The organism is uncultured Campylobacter sp. (assembly GCF_937996225.1).
GTDB lineage: Bacteria > Campylobacterota > Campylobacteria > Campylobacterales > Campylobacteraceae > Campylobacter_B.
Window position 1 is genome coordinate 1 of record NZ_CALKTC010000012.1, and the last position, 15,296, is coordinate 15,296.

Genomic DNA, 15,296 nt, shown 5'->3' on the forward strand with positions numbered 1-15,296 from the left:
TGAAAATTTGCGAGCCGCTTTTGCGGCTACGGCGGATTTATTTTGCTGGCTCTATCCTGATCTCTGCGTCTTTCGCGACCAAGCCTACATCGCCCTCGATCACGCCCAAGCGCACGATGCCATCGTAATAGGGCTGATAGCCGTAGTAGATGACGAAGTTATTCCACGGAGCAAAGTACGAGATCTCGCCCTTTTTGCCATCGCGTCCTTTTGGCTCGCCGCTTACGTCAAGCGGTTTTGGCAGTTTGGCGACCTTTTCGTGTCCGCCGTAGTCGCTTAAATTTAGCGTTAGCGGTAGCTGTGCGGCAAAGCTCCTAGCCACTGCCGTGTCGTCTAAGACAGCAGTGGCTTCGCCGCTAGAGCTTTTTAGGACTATCTTCAAATTTTGCATTTTCTCCCCAGCCACTAAATTTAGCCCAACAAAAAGCATAAAGATGGCTAAAATTTTTCTCATTTTTACCTTCCTTATCTCTCGAATTTACCCCCGCAAGGTACAGGGGTAGCGGTTTATTTCAAATTCGCTTTGAAAAATTCCTCAAATTTATCGTATGGGATCTTGTTGTTTTTGTTATCGTATAGATCGGTATGCACGGCACCCGGAACGATAACTAGCTCTTTATTTTTGTTGCCAAGCGATTTAAAAGCATCCTCGCTAAAGTATCTTGAGTGCGCCTTTTCGCCGGCTACGATAAGAGTCGGAGTTCTCATCTCGCTTGCGTAAGCAAGGATCGGCATATTTGTAAACGAGATAAGATTTGTAACGATCCAGCCGCTCTCTCCGCTGTTTGAATTTACAGAGCGTTTGTGATATCCGCGCGGCGTGCGGTAAAAGTCCGCATATTCAGCTATAAACTGCGGCGTGCTTGCGTCTATCTTTTTTGGATCAACGTTTATCGCACCAGTAAGTGCCGGTTTGCCATTTTTAGCATCGACCCAGCGTTGCTCGGCTAGCTTCTTTTTATTTTCATGTCTCTCATCCACGCCTATGCTATCGTTGTAGCCTTTTGCTGCCACTCGCGTTATATCATACATCGTGCTGGTTGCAACTGCCTTTATGCGAGGATCGCTAAGAGCTGCATTTAGAGCAAAACCGCCAAAGCCGCATACGCCTAAAATGCCGATACGCTCGCGATCTACATTGTCTTGAAGCCCTAGAAAATCAACCGCCGCGCTAAAATCATCGGTATTTATCTCTGGGCTTGCTAAATTCCTCGGCACGCCACCGCTCTCGCCTGTGTAGCTTGGATCAAAGGCAAGCGTGATAAAGCTGCGCTCGGCTAAAGTTTGGGCGTAAAGACCGCTTGATTGCTCTTTGACTGCGCCAAAAGGTCCGCTAACTGCGATCGCAGCAGCTTTACCATGCAAATTTTTAGGCGTATAAAGATCGCCTACTAGCTCCACGCCGTAACGATTTTTAAATTTGACTTTCTTGTGATCTACCTTATCGCTTTTGGCAAAAATTTTATCCCACTCGCTAACCATAGAAACCGCCTCTAGCGGTGATTTTGCCACGTTTGCACCTGCCATTGCATTGCCTCCTAAAATAAAACTTGACGTCATAAGCGCCGCCGCAAATTTCTTAAGATACATCTTTGTCTTTTCGGTTTTGATTTAGCTTTACAAGCTGTTTTGTAATGTGCATTCTAGCAGGATTTTAAATTTTACGTTAGAACGATCCTCCAAATTTCATGCCTAATTCTGCAAAATTTCTAAAAAGGAGTATAATTTCATAAAATTTGAGGCGGAGAGCAAGATGAGTGAGCTAAATTTACTAAAAGAGCAGACAAAAGAGTTTTTACTAAATAGATACGGCGTAAACGGCCTTGTTCAAAGCGACATCGACTCGCTTGATTTTTACATCAGCGAAAAGACGCATGATTTTATCAATGTCATCTACAATCCATCTTTGTGCATTATACTTCAAGGGGCAAAGTCGGTGGGCTTTGGCGATGAGATGAGCGGATACAACGAGCAAAGGTATCTGCTCACATCGACCTATATGCCTCTAAGAGTGAGCCTAACCGACGCCTCAAAAGAGAGGCCATATATCTCGCTTACCCTTAATTTTAGCATGGATGAAATTTATGAAGTGCTAAAAAACGTCGAGATAAAAAAAGAAGATAACATGCAAAAGAGCCAAAAGGGGGTATTTTTCGGCGATCTTACGGAAGAGATACTAGAGCCTGTTTTGAGGTTTGTTTGGTTGCTAGAAAAGCCGAAAGAGAAGATCAAATTTCTCTCAGACCTCGCTAAAAAAGAGATACTTTACATGCTCACAACAAATGACAAAAGCGGCTATTTTTTAAGTAAATTTGCGATGCAAGGAAGCGTCTCGAATAAAATTTCAAAAGCCGTAGCAAAGATAAAAAACGAATTTTCACAAAAGCTAAATATGAAAGAGGTCGCGCGCGAATGCGATATGAGCGAATCGTCGTTCTATCATAACTTCAAAATCGTAACCTCGCTAAGCCCCATAGCTTTTCAAAAAAAGATCCGCCTTGAAGAGGCTAAAAACCTGCTCGCGACCAAAAATATCGGCGTAGCGCAGGCTGCCTTTGACGTAGGATACGAGAGCGCATCGCAGTTTAGCCGGAATACGCAAGGATGTTTGGCATGCCACCTAAAATTCACAGCGAAATTCTACGCTCCGGCGTGGCATGAGTTTAAATTTAGATCAAATTTAACGGCACAAAGGGCAGGGTAAAATTTCTACTGTCTAGCTTATAAATTTGCGCTAAAGTCTGCTTAAATTTAGCCGAAAACCCTTTTTAGATGCGCTTCGTAATCTTTCATAAAACGCTCTACGTTCGGGTTTTTAACGACGTCGTTACACATAAAAGTAGGCAGCCTTTTCGTGCCTAAAAACTCATTTGCCTTATGAAAATGCAGATAAACGCCGTCCACGCCCGCGCCCTCGAAAAAATCGCCCGGCTTGTTAAACGCCTGAAGCGGCGCATTCCAAGTAACGCTTAGCATGTGAGATTTGCCCTTTATCAGTCCACCCGTGCCGTAGCCGTCGTTTGGGCTCGCGCTGTGCCGTCCGTCGTTTGCCACTATCTTGCCTATGCCGCCCATAAACACCTCGTCCACGTACTTTTTGACTAGCCAAGGCTCGCCCATCCACCACGCGGGCATCTGCCAGATCACAGCATCCATCCATAGAAATTTTTCTACCTCAGCATCTATATCGTAGCCCTCAAATATCGTAGTTTCGCGCGTTTCATGCCCTAGGGCTTGTAGCGTTTTTTTGGCTAGCTCGTGCAGCGTCTTGCTTAGCTTGCCGCCTTTGCCGTTAAACGGCGCCCCACCATTGATAAGTAGTATTTTCATTTTGATCCTTTGATTAAATTTATTCGTTAGCGACTCACCGCGCCTAAGTTAAAATTTCACCTCGCAGCCCTATGCAAAAATATAAGTGTAAATTTTACGAAGCGTTTAATTACTAAATTTTACTTTTACGCTGCAGTTACCGCCCTAAAATTTCAAATTTATCGCCGTACACCGCGATCGCTTCGGCGTTATTTATCGGCACCAATTTTAACTTGCCGCCGTAAATTTTTAAAATTTCAGCCGCGCTTTGCACGAACGGCTCCTCGCCGTAGTGCGGTACGGGGTAAAATTTCACCAGATCAAGCCCTGTTTGCGCCGCAGCCCCGTAGTCGCCCGCATTGTCCATCGCGCTCGCATACTCCACGCTGGGTGCAGCGATCATCGCGCCTGCCGACTCGCCCACGTATACGAGCTCGCCGCTTCGGACGCGACTAGCGATGAGGCCTGCGAGATCCTTCTTTTTAAGCTCGCGCAAAAGATAAAAGGTGTTGCCGCCGCTTACGTAAAGCACCTGCGCTGCGCCGATTTTTGCCTTCGCTTCGGCCTCGCTCGCTTTGGAAACGTCTAAAATTTGAACCTCAAAACCCATTTTGGCAAACGCCTCTTTCGCCTCGTCCACGTAGTCTCGGTACTCCTCTACGTTTGCGGCGGTCGGGATAAAAAGCACCTCTTTAGCGCGGATATTTTGTCTCGCATAGTCCTCAAAAAGCGTCGCCGCACCCGCAAAATAGGAGCATAAAAACATCTCTATCATTGTTTTTCCTTTAATTAAATTTGCGCTGATTTAAAAGCGCTCGTAAAGCTTTGCCGCAATGACTGCGAGCAATGCGACCCAAACTAGCAGAGTAAATTCTACCGCGCCCACAAAGCAAGCGCACGATGAAAAATAGCGCGGACGGAATTTCGCCGATAAAAGGGCAAAATTTACCGCCGCAGCGATTACAAAATACGCCAAAACCCAAACGGCAACGCAAACCACTCTACAATCACCAACTGCCTGGCGATTTCAAACTTCACTGAAACGACGCGAGCCTGTTAGATTAAGCTAGCTAGAGGAGTCGATCAGAGCGAACGATCGAATCGATCAAGGCAAGTCAGCCAAGGCAAAACGGCTAGTGCTTTTTATCTTTAAAAAATCTAACGATCTTGGCCTGCAGCTTGAACCACTCACTAAGCTCCATTATAGGATGCCCTGCGTAGTTTTTGCCGCCCGCTAGATCCTTGCTTATGCCGCCGCGCGCCGCGATCTGAGTGAAATCGCCCACGCTTACGTGCCCGCCGCTGCCGCTCTGTCCGCCCATCACGACGTTACGCCCAAGCGTCGTCGAGCCCGCAAGTCCAACTTGAGAGACGATGAGGCAGTTTTGCCCAAGCTCGCAGTTGTGCCCGATTTGAACGAGATTGTCGATCTTGCTGCCCCGCCCAATTATCGTCGAGCCGAATACCGCGCGATCGATCGTCGTGCATGCGCCGATTTCGACCTCGTTTTGCAGCACGACGTTGCCGTTGTGATAAATTTTAACGTGCTCGCCCGTTTTGGTGTGCGCGTAGCCGAAGCCGTCGCTTCCGATGACGGCGTTTGCGTGGATAACGCAGCGCTCGCCGATGATCGCGTCGTTGTAGATGACGGCGTTTGCGTGGATCACGCAGCCGCTTCCGATATGCACGTCATCGCCGATATACGCGCCGCTTAAAATGACGCAATCCTCACCGATCGTGGAATTTACGCCGATATGCACGTTCTGCCCGATCTGCGCGCTAGCGGCAATTTTTGCGGGCGCGCCGCTGCGAATGAGTGGCTTAGCAAAATGCGCACTTAGGATCGCAAAGGCTAGGTGCGGATTTTCGCACTCCAGCGCTCGCACGCCGCTTGGGGCTGCGGTGCCGCACTTTAGCAACACGGCGGCTGCCTTGGTGGCGGATAAAAATTTCTCGTTTTTGTCGCTATCGCAGTAGCTTAGCTCGCTTTGCCTTGCGTTTTGAAGCGAATTTATCGCGGTGATCTCCGCGTCCGCTCCGTTAAGCTCTATGTTTAAAATTTCGGCAATTTTGGATAATTTCATTTGCGCTCCTTTGATTAAATTTTATCGCCGCTTACATATCCAGTGCGACGCTGCCGCCGCGTACGATGTCGATCGGATTGTATTTTTTTATCGTCTTTAAAAAGCCGTCGATGCGGTCTGCGTCGTCGCACGCCATGATGACGATCTTGCTGTCGTCGCTGTTTGCGATGCTGCCGTTGTAGGCTTTTAAAACTGCATCAAGCCCCGCTAAATTTTCGCCCAGCGCGATCTTTACCAAAACCATCTCCTTTTCGACGAATTTTGCATCATCGATGACCTTGTAGACGGGGATCAGCTTATGAAGCTGCTTAGTGATCTGCTCTATGACGCGCTCGTCGCCCGAAGTGACGATGCTAAGGCGCGATAGACCGGTATTTGGGATCGGCGCAACGGTGAGGCTGTCGATATTATAGCCGCGACCCGCAAAAAGCCCCGAGATCCGCGACAAAACGCCGTGCTCATCGGTAACGACGACCGAGATTACTCTTCTTATGCTATTCATCCTAAGACTCCTGCTCAAAAATCATATTATAAAGCGCGCCGCCTGCGGGCACCATCGGCCAGACGTTTTCGAAGCGATCGATCTTAGCCTCGATGACGCTCACCTTTTTGCTCGCAAGAGCCTGCTTCAGCGCGTCTTCAAATTCCGCTTTGGTGCTAACGCTAAAACCCACGCCGCCGAAGCCCCCCGCAATTTTTACGAAATCGGGCTGCGAGCTAAGATCGGTCGATGAGAAACGCTGCCCGTAAAATAGGCTCTGCCACTGCCGCACCATGCCTAAGAAATTGTTATTTAATACGATATTTACGACGTTTAGACCGCTCTCGCTCGCAGTCATCAGCTCTTGGATATTCATCAAAATCGAGCCGTCGCCGCTGAAATTTATAACCGGTCTATCTCCCGCATAGGCCTTCGCGCCCAATGCCGCAGGAAGGCCGTATCCCATCGTGCCCTGCCCGCCGCTACTTAGCAGAGTGCGTGGCTTGCAAAACGGATAAAACTGCGCGACCCACATCTGATGCTGTCCCACGTCCGTAGCGATGATAGCGTCCTCGCCCGCAATTTTCGCAGTACTTTGGATAACCCACTGCGGCTTTAAAATTTCATCGCTGTCGTTAAATTTAAGCGGGTGAATTTCATCGTATTTGCGGATGAGCTCGCGCCACTGCTCGAAATTTTGAGGGCTGACCTCGTTTTTAATGCGCGGCAGCATCTCCTCTAGCACCGATTTCACATCGCCCACGATCGGATAATCCGCGTTTATGATCTTTGAGATAGAGCTGGGATCGATATCTACGTGGATGATCTTTGCGTTTTTGCCGAATTCGCTAAGCTTGCCGGTGACGCGATCGTCAAATCTCGCGCCCAGGCAGATTATCAGATCCGACTCGCTAAGCGCCATATTTGCGGCGTAGCTGCCATGCATTCCTACCATACCGAGGCGGTTTTTATCATCGCTTCGCATAGCCCCCAGCGCCATAAGGGTTTCAACGACAGGGATCTGCGCAAACTCGCTAAGCTCGCGTACCAGCTCGCTTGCGCCCGCGCTGATGACGCCGCCTCCGATGTAGAGGATAGGCTTTTTGCAGCTTGCGATTAGCTCGACGGCTTTTTTGATCTGCTTAGCGTTGCCCTTATAATTCGGCTTGTAAGTCTGCATCTTGATTTCGCTAGGATATTCAAAAACGCCAAGCTTCGCCGTTACGTCCTTCGGCACATCGACATGCACGGGCCCAGGTCTGCCGCTGCGAGCGATATAGAAGGCTTCTTTTAAAATTCTAGGCAGCTCTTCGATCGTCTTAACTAGATAGTTGTGCTTGACGCAGGGGCGCGAAATTCCGATCGCATCGATCTCTTGAAAGGCGTCGGTACCGATAAGCGATGTCGCCACCTGCCCGCTGATAAGCACGATCGGGATGCTATCGCTATACGCCGTAGCAAGCCCCGTAAGCGCGTTAGTAAATCCAGGACCGCTCGTGACGACGGCCACGCCGACCTTGCCGCTAGCGCGCGCGTATCCGTCCGCAGCCATAGCCGCAGCCTGCTCGTGGCGCACCAAAATGTGTCTGAAGTATTTTTGTTTGTAAATTTCATCGTATATGTTAAGCGCCGCGCCGCCCGGGTAGCCGAAAACCACCTCGACCCCCTCCTGCCGCAACGCCTCCACGATCATCTGCGATCCGCTAATTTCTTTCATACGCCCATCCTGTTTCGTTGGAATAATTTTGTGATTATATTATTTTGTAAATTAAATTTTACGAATTTAAGGCAGTATATCGAGTAAAATTTTAAATTTAATAACGGCATAGACCAAGCAAAATTTCTAAATTTAACAATGGTAGAAAAGTAAAATTTTAAAATTTAGCCATAAATTTAAAACGGACGGGATGTTCGGATTTAAAATTTTAAAGTACAGATTTTATCTTGACCAAACGCGGCGCATAAGTTTGAACGTAAAATTTTGGCTTGAAATTTTACCACGCGAGGCTCGATTAAATTTATAAAATTCTTTGAAATTTTATCGTAGCGCAGAGCAACTCCTGTGTAAATTTTAAATTCTACACTACCAAAATTTTAAAATTTAGCTGTAAATTTAGGGCGGGCGGAATCTCGATTATAAAATTCTAAAATCCCGCCCGCATAAAATTAAATTTTAAAACCCTCTATCTACCTGCACGCCTACGCCCACGCTAGCGCAGTTACCGCTTTGCGGATCGCAGTCGCCGAAGCTTGTGACGTTACTGGATCTTTTCGAGCGGATCGTTCCCATATGCATAGGCACCGGCATGTTACGGCGCGAGCTTCCGCCGATTTCGCTATCGCTCATACTATTAGAACTTCTCCTGCGAGAATAATCATCGCGCGGAGGTGGCGGTGGCGGAGGAGGTGGTTTTATACCTCCCGGAGGTGGTGGCATACCGCCAGGAGGTGGGGGAGGCGGCGGCATCATGCCGCCGTGCCTACCATATCCTCGCGGAGGAGGCGGAGGCAAAGTACCGGTCTCGGTGATCGTGATGCCGTTTCCGTAATTTTCAACGCGTTTGTAAGTAGAGCCTCCGTAAACCGTGCGGGTGCGGGTCTTTTCGACCACGACTATGTCGCGATCAGGCTGCACCGGCTGCTGCACGTTAGCTCTAGGCGATATTTCAAAGCTCTTCTGCAGTTTAGCGGTATCGTAACTTGCAAAGCCGTTGATACCCTTTAGCTCATCTGCACTTGAAATTTCGCGCTTTTGGCGGTATTGCATAAGCATATCCGCCCTACCCGCATCAAGCCCGCCGATCGTCATCAGCTCGTAGCGACTAGCTTCGTTTATGTTGATTTTAGCCGCGGCGAGGCTCACTAAAAGAGCCAAAATCACTAAATTTTTCATGTGTGCTCCTTTGTTGGAAGTTATCAAATTCTAAACCCTCACGATAAATCTTTGATTAACACGCAAGCAAAATTTTGCTACAATTGCCTATCTTATTTCAAAGGATCAACCGATGAACGGAATTTTGCTCCTATGCGACGAACCCGCCGCTTACCAATCCGAGCTAAAAAAACTAGATAAAATTTTATCCATGGGCTTTCACAACGTTTTGCAACTTTGCATCGCTGGCGACAATGCCCTTTTTAGCAGGAGCGAGCTTGAAAAAGCGCTTGCAAACGGGCAGGATGAGCGCGTGCGAAAGACGGCGATAGAGCGCTTTGCACAAATTTTAGAGCAGTGTAATTTTGTGCTGGTTCGCGGCGTAGCGGGAGCCGATCTGCGCGAGCTAAATTTACAAATCGCAAAGGATCTAAATATCCCCGTTTGCGGATTTTATCCTAATGAAGTTGCCGCGCGCATCGGCGCACGCTTGATCACCGCAGCAAAAGCGATAAGCTTTGCCAGCGTATATGAGGATAAAATTTCATTTTCCGCGCTAAGACCTGCACAAGATGGCGCAAATTCTAAAAAATCGGAGCTTTGCGGCAAAAATTCCGCCTGCGAAAAGGGCGCAAAATTTCACGACGAAAATTCCGCTTGCCAAAGCGGCGCGATAGAGCTTGATAAAGTCATTGCCGACAAAAGCTACTTCACGGACGCCGCAAACTCCACGCGCTGTGAAATTCTAACCCCATTGAAATTTGAAAGCAAGCTCTACGCCAAGGCTCGCGCGAACGTTAAAACCGTCGTGCTTCCAGAAAGCGACGACGAGAGAATTCTGCGCGCGGCTGCAATTATAAAGCAAAGCGGTGCGGCGAATTTAATCCTTCTGGGGCAGCAAGACGAAGTGCAAAAAAGCGCAAGCAAGCTAGGTCTCGATCTAGCGGGCGTTAAAATTTTAGATCCGCAGACGGATGCGAGCTTGGAAAAATTTGCGCGCGATCTTTATGAGCTTCGCAAGGCAAAGGGTATGAGCGAGGCACAGGCGCGCGATTTAGTGCGCGATCGCACCTATTTCGGCACGATGCTCGTGTATGAAGGGCTAGCCGATGCGATGGTAAGCGGTGCCGGCACGACTACTGCGGAGACGATCCGCCCTGCGCTTCAGATCATCAAGACAAAGCCGGGCATCGCTACCGTTAGCGGCGCGTTTATAATGTGCCTGGATACTCAGGCTCTGCTTTTTGCCGACTGCGCCGTAGCGCCTAGCCCTAGCGCGGAGTATCTGGCAGGTATCGCGATCTCAAGCGCCGCGACCGCAAAGGCGTTCGGGTTTGAGCCGCGTGTGGCGATGCTAAGCTACTCCAGCGGCGATAGCGGCAGCGGCGATAGCGTAGAATTCATAAAAACTGCAACGCAAAAAGCGCGCGAAAAGGCGCCTGATCTCACAATCGACGGGCCGCTGCAATTCGATGCCGCAGTCGATGCGGCGGTTGCTAAGAAAAAAATGCCGGGCTCTTCGGTCGCAGGGCGTGCGAACGTATTTATCTTCCCTGATCTTAACTGCGGAAATATCTGTTATAAGGCCGTTCAGCGCACCGCAGGCGCTGTGGCGATCGGACCGATTTTACAGGGCTTAAAAAAGCCGGTAAACGATCTAAGTCGCGGCTGCGAGGTTGCAGACGTCGTAAACACCATCCTAATAAGCGCAATTCAAGCAGGAGATAATTAAATGGATATCCTGGTCATAAATTCCGGCTCGAGCTCGGTTAAATTTAAATTCCACGATATGCTAAATCACGCCTGCATCGCAAGTGGGCTCATCGAGGAGATCGGCTCGACGCACGCAAGCGGAAGCATCAATTGCGCCAACGGACGAAGCATAAAGGTTGAAAATGAGCAAATTCCAAATCACGAAACCGCGATCGCAATCGCGATTGATCTTTTAAAACAAAGCGGAGTAATCAAAGATCTAACTCAAGTAGGCGGCATCGGGCATAGAATAGTCCAAGGTGCGGATTATTTCGACGCTCCTGCGCTCATAGATGAAGACGTAATGGCTAAAATCGCCGAGCTTGCGCCGCTTGCACCACTACACAATCCCGCAAATTTAGCGGGCATCAAATCCTGCCTAAAAATCGCTCCTAAAATTCCAAACGTCGCGGTTTTCGATACGATCTTTCATCAAAGCATCCCGCCTTATGCGTATATGTACGCGCTGCCGTATGAATTCTACGAAAAATATAAGGTTCGCCGCTACGGCGCGCACGGCACATCGCATTGGTTTGTCTCGACGATGGGGGCGAAATTTTTACGTAAGAAATACGAAAACTTCAATGCCATTACGCTACATCTTGGCAACGGCTCGAGCGTGAGCGCCATAGAAAACGGCAAATGCATCGACACCTCAATGGGGCTAACGCCGCTTGAGGGGATCATCATGGGCACCAGATGCGGCTCGATCGATCCTGCGATCATCCCATACATCGAGCGAGTCGCGGGCTACAACGCGCAGGATATGGACGTCATAATGAACAAAAAAAGCGGACTGCTCGGCATCTGCGGCGCAAGCGATCTGCGAAAAGTATATGAAAAGATGGAAGGCGGCGAGCCGCGCGCGAAACTCGCGTTTGAGATGCTCGTGTACAGCGTCGTTAAGATGATCGGAGCGTATTATGCCGTGCTTGGGCGCGTGGACGCTTTGATCTTTACCGGCGGTATCGGCGAGAATGCGCCGCATTTTAGACAAAATGTTTGCGAGAAGCTCGCTCATATCGGCATCGAAATCGATGCGACAAAAAACGCAAAAAATACCGGCTCGATTAGAAATTTAAGCGCGGTAGATAGCAAAATCAAAACGCTCGTAATCCCTACCAACGAGGAGCTGGCGATCGCCGAAGCTACGGTCGATACGATCAACAAAAACTCCGCGCAGATCGACTATCAGAAATACTCGGAATTTTAAATTTGATCTAGTGGGATTCCGCGGTTATTTTGCGAGTAGCGATACCAACTGCCTTTTTCGTTAGGCAATTAAATTTTGGGTCTTGGCTGCAAGTCTACGCTAAATGAAAGAGCCTTTTATTTTAGAGGCTTTCTGGCTAAGACGATACGAGAAATTGCTACGCTACGCGCGGGTTTAAATTTTATTTGTCGCTTCCGATAAGGCTTAAATTCTTGCTCGGAAGAGGCGGAGCGGAAGGGGCTATACTTGTGAAGCGCCCTTTTACTTTGCCTCGGCTAGCAACCGCAAGCAGGTCTACCGCCCAAACCCCGCCTAGATCACTACGCGTTAGAAGCGGCGAGATTTTATTTTTAAACAAAGCTTTGCTGGTTAAATTTAATAAATTTGGTTTCAAATTAGACCGTAAAAATTCCAAAACAGGTCCTTATTGTGAAATTTACCGAACGATAAGGCATAAAATTTTAAAATTTAGCGCAAGCTGGGTTTTGACACGCAAACTTTATAAAAGGAGCGAACGATGAGCGATTTGCCGAATTCACAAGTCACGCAAGAGCAAGAGGCGCCGTATCCCGATACGAAATTTACTAAATTTTTCGGGCGACTTTACGCGGCGGTTTTTGTGCTGTTTGCGATCACGGCGCTTAGCGTATTCGTGCTACCCGAAAATATTTTAGACGTAAGCGCAGCATGCGCGGACTTCGTTGGATTTATGAAGCGGTTTTTTCCAAACATCGCCGCAATTGGCAAAATAAGCCCACATACGCAACTTGCGGAATTTTACGTCGCGGCGATGTGGATGCCTATTTTAACGGCTTTCGCGCTAAGCTGCGTGTATTGTCCGATCGCCGCATTCTTATACAAAAAAGAGCTTCCCGCCGTCAAAACGCAGATATTTGTGCTTATCGGCATACCTTTCGCTTACTGGGCATTAAACAATTATTTCTACGCCGATTTCGCCGTAAACGGCATCCCACACAGAGTGGGCAACGGGCGGACATTTCCAACTTTTGCGAGCAGAGAGAGCCTGTTTGGTTGGCTATCGTTTTTTGGAGGCGGCTCAATGTTTTTTGGTATGTCTGTTCCGATTTTATTCAGTAATATAGTCCACTGGATATATCTATCGAGAAATAAAAGCTAAATTTTATGAAATCGCGGACGAATAAAATTCCGCACCAATAACTTTCAGGGTCATTTTACGAGCGCAAAGCGGACGACCGATAAAATTCCGCGCTCCGTTTTAGAACAAAAACAAGCGACGATTAAATTTAAACGCTCCGGTAATTAGAGCTTTTTTGCGCGGAATTTAAGCGACCGAGCGACGATTAAATTTAAACCGCAGGCGGTCGCTTTTAAATTTTAAATTTCACTAAATTTTAAAATTTTATTCGCGCCACGTAAGGCGGAAGGTCGTTATCTCGCCCGGCACGCTGTCGTAAGAAATAGAAAAGGAGTATTTTTTGCAGACCTCGCTTACGATGCTAAGCCCGATTCCAAAGCCGCCCTCGCTTGAGTTAAAACGCGCAAAGCGCCTGAAAATTTCGTCGCCTTTTTTCCTGTCGATCCCCTCGCCGCTGTTTGAGATCGCTAGCTCGCCGTGCCTTAGCCGCACATCCACGTAGCCGCCTGCATCGGCGTATTTTACGGCATTACTTAGCAGATTGTCGATCAGGCGCGAAATTTCATAGACGTTTGCGTTCATGCTCGCATCCGCAAGATCGGTTTTAAGGCTTAGTCTACGCTTTTGAATAAACGGCGCGAAGTATTCGCAGCGCGAAGCGACGAGGCTTTTTAGATCGATCGAGCTAATCTCGCCGTCCTTATTCATACCGAAGGTCAAAAACACGAGATCCTCGTAGATGCGCGAAAGCGTCTTAGCGGCAAGATCGATATTAGCGACGCGCTTGGCGTTGTATTCTCCAAGCTCTGCGTGCCGCATCGTCTCGACGCTCATGGAGATAATGCTAAGCGGAGTATTGATCTCGTGGGTGCTATCCTTGATGAAGCGATTTAGCGTGTCGATCTTATCGTAAAGCGGCTTGGTGCCTAGCCGAACCAGATAAAACGCCACGGCTAATATCACGCCTAAAAGCGCTATCATCATCGCTGCGGTTTTGATACGAAGCGTTAAAATTTCGCCCTGCACGCTACTTCCAAGCAGAATGATTTTAGCCTTGGAAAAGGCGTTTCGCTCCTCCATATTTTGCAGATTCTCATAAATTCCCAGCCTTCCGCCACTTATAAATTCCGCCTTTAGCTTTGCTTTATCAAGAGCGCCAAGTTCGCCGTCGCAGCCGTAAATTTCATCAGAGTTTGGCTTAAATATACACGCATTCACACCCTTTTCGCGCTCGAAGTCCGCTAGCGATTCCAGCCCGTCCATACTTGCTTTCATATAGATCATCATTTTGATCTCTTTTAGCTCTTTTATCCTGTGCGAAAGTAGCGCGGCTTCGTTCATCCTGTAATTTATCTTGAAAAAATATCCTAAAAACAACGCACTTGAAATGAGATATAAAGATAGAATTTTAAGCGTTAAAGCAGTCTTTTCAGACATACAGATACCCTGCGTTGCGGCGGTTTATGATGTGTTCTTCGCCTAGGACGTGGCGCAAATTTTTGATATAAGTTCGCAGCGCTTCCTCGCTCGGAGTTTCGTCAAAAGCGTAGATCGCGGAGAAAATTTCATCCTTGCTTAAAAGCCTATTTTTATTTTGCAAAAAAAGCGCCAGCAGCTCGCGCTCTTTGTTTGAAAGCGCGACGGGTACGCCCGATCTGCGAAGCTCCTTGCTTGCAAAATAAAATTTAAACTCGTCGTCAATAGTTACAAAATCATCAAAATTGTGACTGAAGTTTCGCTTTATGAGTGAATTAACGCGCAGCATCAGCTCTTTTAGTTCATACGGTTTTTTGAGATAGTCGTCGCAGCCGCTTTTAAAACCAACCTCAAGATCATCAAGCGTATTTAGCGACGTGGCGAATATCGCGGGGGTGCGATCGCCGCTCTTGCGAAGCTCTTTTAAAAGTGAAAAACCGTCGCCTTTGGGGATTTTTACGTCAAAGATAAAAAGATCAAATTTTTGCTCATAAGCAAGATCCGCGGCGCTTTGAGCGTCGCTGCAAACGCATACGTCAAAGCCCGCGTCTTTTAGATATTCACCGATGAGATCGCAAAGGGTCTCATCGTCCTCTACGAGTAAAATTTTACTCACTACATCTCTTTTTTCATCTCTTTTTTCATCTCGCCTTTCATCTCATCCTTCATATGTTTACCCTCTTTCATAGCATCCTTGTGCATATCTTTCATGTCGCCCTTCATCTCTTTCGCACCATTATGCATTGATGTATTGGCGTCCTTCATCTCATCTTTCATGCCCATGTCGGCAGCTACGGCAAAAGTGCCAGCAAATAGCGCACTAAGCGCAAACAAAGTAAGTTTTTTCATTACGTACTCCTTAAAAGAAATTAGCGGAATTATACTTCCGTAAAAGTGAAGTATGTGTGAAATTCCGAAAAAATTCAAATTTAAATTTAAACGCCTGTAAATTCAAATGCGGCGCGGTTTAAATGCGCTCGGTCGCCAGTGAT

The 15,296-nt window shown here is 47.8% G+C and carries 16 protein-coding genes; 4 read left to right on the forward strand and 12 right to left on the reverse strand.

What is annotated here, in order from left to right:
• Positions 1 to 37: 37 nt before the first annotated feature.
• Positions 38 to 454, reverse strand: coding sequence for a cyclophilin-like fold protein (locus Q0174_RS01385; RefSeq protein WP_298041166.1), 417 nt, complete (start codon positions 452 to 454; stop codon positions 38 to 40).
• A gap of 53 nt (positions 455 to 507) precedes the next feature.
• Positions 508 to 1,527: an alpha/beta hydrolase gene (locus tag Q0174_RS01390; protein ID WP_298041168.1), complete on the reverse strand. Its 1,020-nt coding sequence runs from the start codon at positions 1,525 to 1,527 to the stop codon at positions 508 to 510.
• Between the two features lie 226 nt (positions 1,528 to 1,753).
• Between Q0174_RS01390 and Q0174_RS01395 the strand changes: the two genes are divergently transcribed.
• A complete protein-coding gene (locus Q0174_RS01395) occupies positions 1,754 to 2,704 on the forward strand; it encodes an AraC family transcriptional regulator (RefSeq protein ID WP_298041170.1) in 951 nt (316 codons plus the stop codon).
• Between the two features lie 47 nt (positions 2,705 to 2,751).
• Here the strand turns inward: Q0174_RS01395 and Q0174_RS01400 are convergent, their stop codons facing one another.
• From Q0174_RS01400 to Q0174_RS01425, 6 genes are all read right to left on the reverse strand, one after another.
• Positions 2,752 to 3,330: an NAD(P)H-dependent oxidoreductase gene (locus Q0174_RS01400; RefSeq protein ID WP_298041172.1), complete on the reverse strand. Its 579-nt coding sequence runs from the start codon at positions 3,328 to 3,330 to the stop codon at positions 2,752 to 2,754.
• A gap of 136 nt (positions 3,331 to 3,466) precedes the next feature.
• Positions 3,467 to 4,084, reverse strand: coding sequence for a Type 1 glutamine amidotransferase-like domain-containing protein (locus tag Q0174_RS01405; RefSeq protein ID WP_298041174.1), 618 nt, complete (start codon positions 4,082 to 4,084; stop codon positions 3,467 to 3,469).
• 358 nt (positions 4,085 to 4,442) lie between these two features.
• A complete protein-coding gene (gene lpxD, locus Q0174_RS01410) occupies positions 4,443 to 5,393 on the reverse strand; it encodes a UDP-3-O-(3-hydroxymyristoyl)glucosamine N-acyltransferase (RefSeq protein ID WP_298041176.1) in 951 nt (316 codons plus the stop codon).
• Positions 5,394 to 5,424: 31 nt separating this feature from the next.
• Positions 5,425 to 5,895 carry an acetolactate synthase small subunit gene (gene ilvN / locus Q0174_RS01415; RefSeq protein WP_297916700.1) on the reverse strand — a complete coding sequence of 157 codons (471 nt, stop codon included), beginning with the start codon at positions 5,893 to 5,895 and terminating at the stop codon, positions 5,425 to 5,427.
• A gap of 1 nt (position 5,896) precedes the next feature.
• Positions 5,897 to 7,591 (reverse strand): acetolactate synthase large subunit, encoded by a 1,695-nt coding sequence (locus tag Q0174_RS01420; protein ID WP_298041178.1) that lies wholly within the window; start codon positions 7,589 to 7,591, stop codon positions 5,897 to 5,899.
• Between the two features lie 456 nt (positions 7,592 to 8,047).
• On the reverse strand, positions 8,048 to 8,767 hold the full coding sequence (locus Q0174_RS01425; protein WP_298041179.1) for a helix-hairpin-helix domain-containing protein: 720 nt from the start codon (positions 8,765 to 8,767) through the stop codon (positions 8,048 to 8,050).
• A 112-nt stretch (positions 8,768 to 8,879) separates the two neighbouring features.
• Here Q0174_RS01425 and pta point away from each other — a divergent pair, with 112 nt between their 5' ends.
• Together pta and Q0174_RS01435 are read left to right on the forward strand one after the other, a co-directional pair.
• The gene (gene pta / locus Q0174_RS01430) at positions 8,880 to 10,478 is read left to right on the forward strand and encodes a phosphate acetyltransferase (protein WP_298041181.1); all 1,599 of its coding nucleotides are present in this window, start codon (positions 8,880 to 8,882) and stop codon (positions 10,476 to 10,478) included.
• The gene (locus tag Q0174_RS01435) at positions 10,479 to 11,711 is read left to right on the forward strand and encodes an acetate kinase (protein ID WP_297879890.1); all 1,233 of its coding nucleotides are present in this window, start codon (positions 10,479 to 10,481) and stop codon (positions 11,709 to 11,711) included. It begins immediately after the preceding gene.
• A 181-nt stretch (positions 11,712 to 11,892) separates the two neighbouring features.
• Here Q0174_RS01435 and Q0174_RS01440 read toward each other — a convergent pair whose 3' ends face one another.
• A complete protein-coding gene (locus tag Q0174_RS01440; RefSeq protein WP_298041183.1) occupies positions 11,893 to 12,126 on the reverse strand; it encodes a hypothetical protein in 234 nt (77 codons plus the stop codon).
• Between the two features lie 102 nt (positions 12,127 to 12,228).
• On the opposite strand from Q0174_RS01440, the gene Q0174_RS01445 reads away from it, so the two are divergent.
• Entirely contained in the window at positions 12,229 to 12,849 is a 621-nt protein-coding gene (locus Q0174_RS01445) for a hypothetical protein (RefSeq protein ID WP_298041185.1), read from the forward strand.
• Positions 12,850 to 13,092: 243 nt separating this feature from the next.
• On the opposite strand, the gene Q0174_RS01450 is transcribed toward Q0174_RS01445, so the two are convergent.
• From Q0174_RS01450 to Q0174_RS01460, 3 genes are read right to left on the reverse strand one after another with little or no spacing between them, the layout of a single operon-like run.
• Positions 13,093 to 14,265 (reverse strand): HAMP domain-containing sensor histidine kinase, encoded by a 1,173-nt coding sequence (locus tag Q0174_RS01450; protein WP_298041187.1) that lies wholly within the window; start codon positions 14,263 to 14,265, stop codon positions 13,093 to 13,095.
• The gene (locus tag Q0174_RS01455) at positions 14,258 to 14,920 is read right to left on the reverse strand and encodes a response regulator transcription factor (RefSeq protein ID WP_298041189.1); all 663 of its coding nucleotides are present in this window, start codon (positions 14,918 to 14,920) and stop codon (positions 14,258 to 14,260) included. Before Q0174_RS01455 ends, Q0174_RS01450 begins: the two co-directional genes overlap by 8 nt.
• Positions 14,920 to 15,153 (reverse strand): hypothetical protein, encoded by a 234-nt coding sequence (locus tag Q0174_RS01460; protein ID WP_291936948.1) that lies wholly within the window; start codon positions 15,151 to 15,153, stop codon positions 14,920 to 14,922. The genes Q0174_RS01455 and Q0174_RS01460 overlap by 1 nt, the downstream gene beginning before the upstream one ends.
• Positions 15,154 to 15,296: the final 143 nt, after the last annotated feature.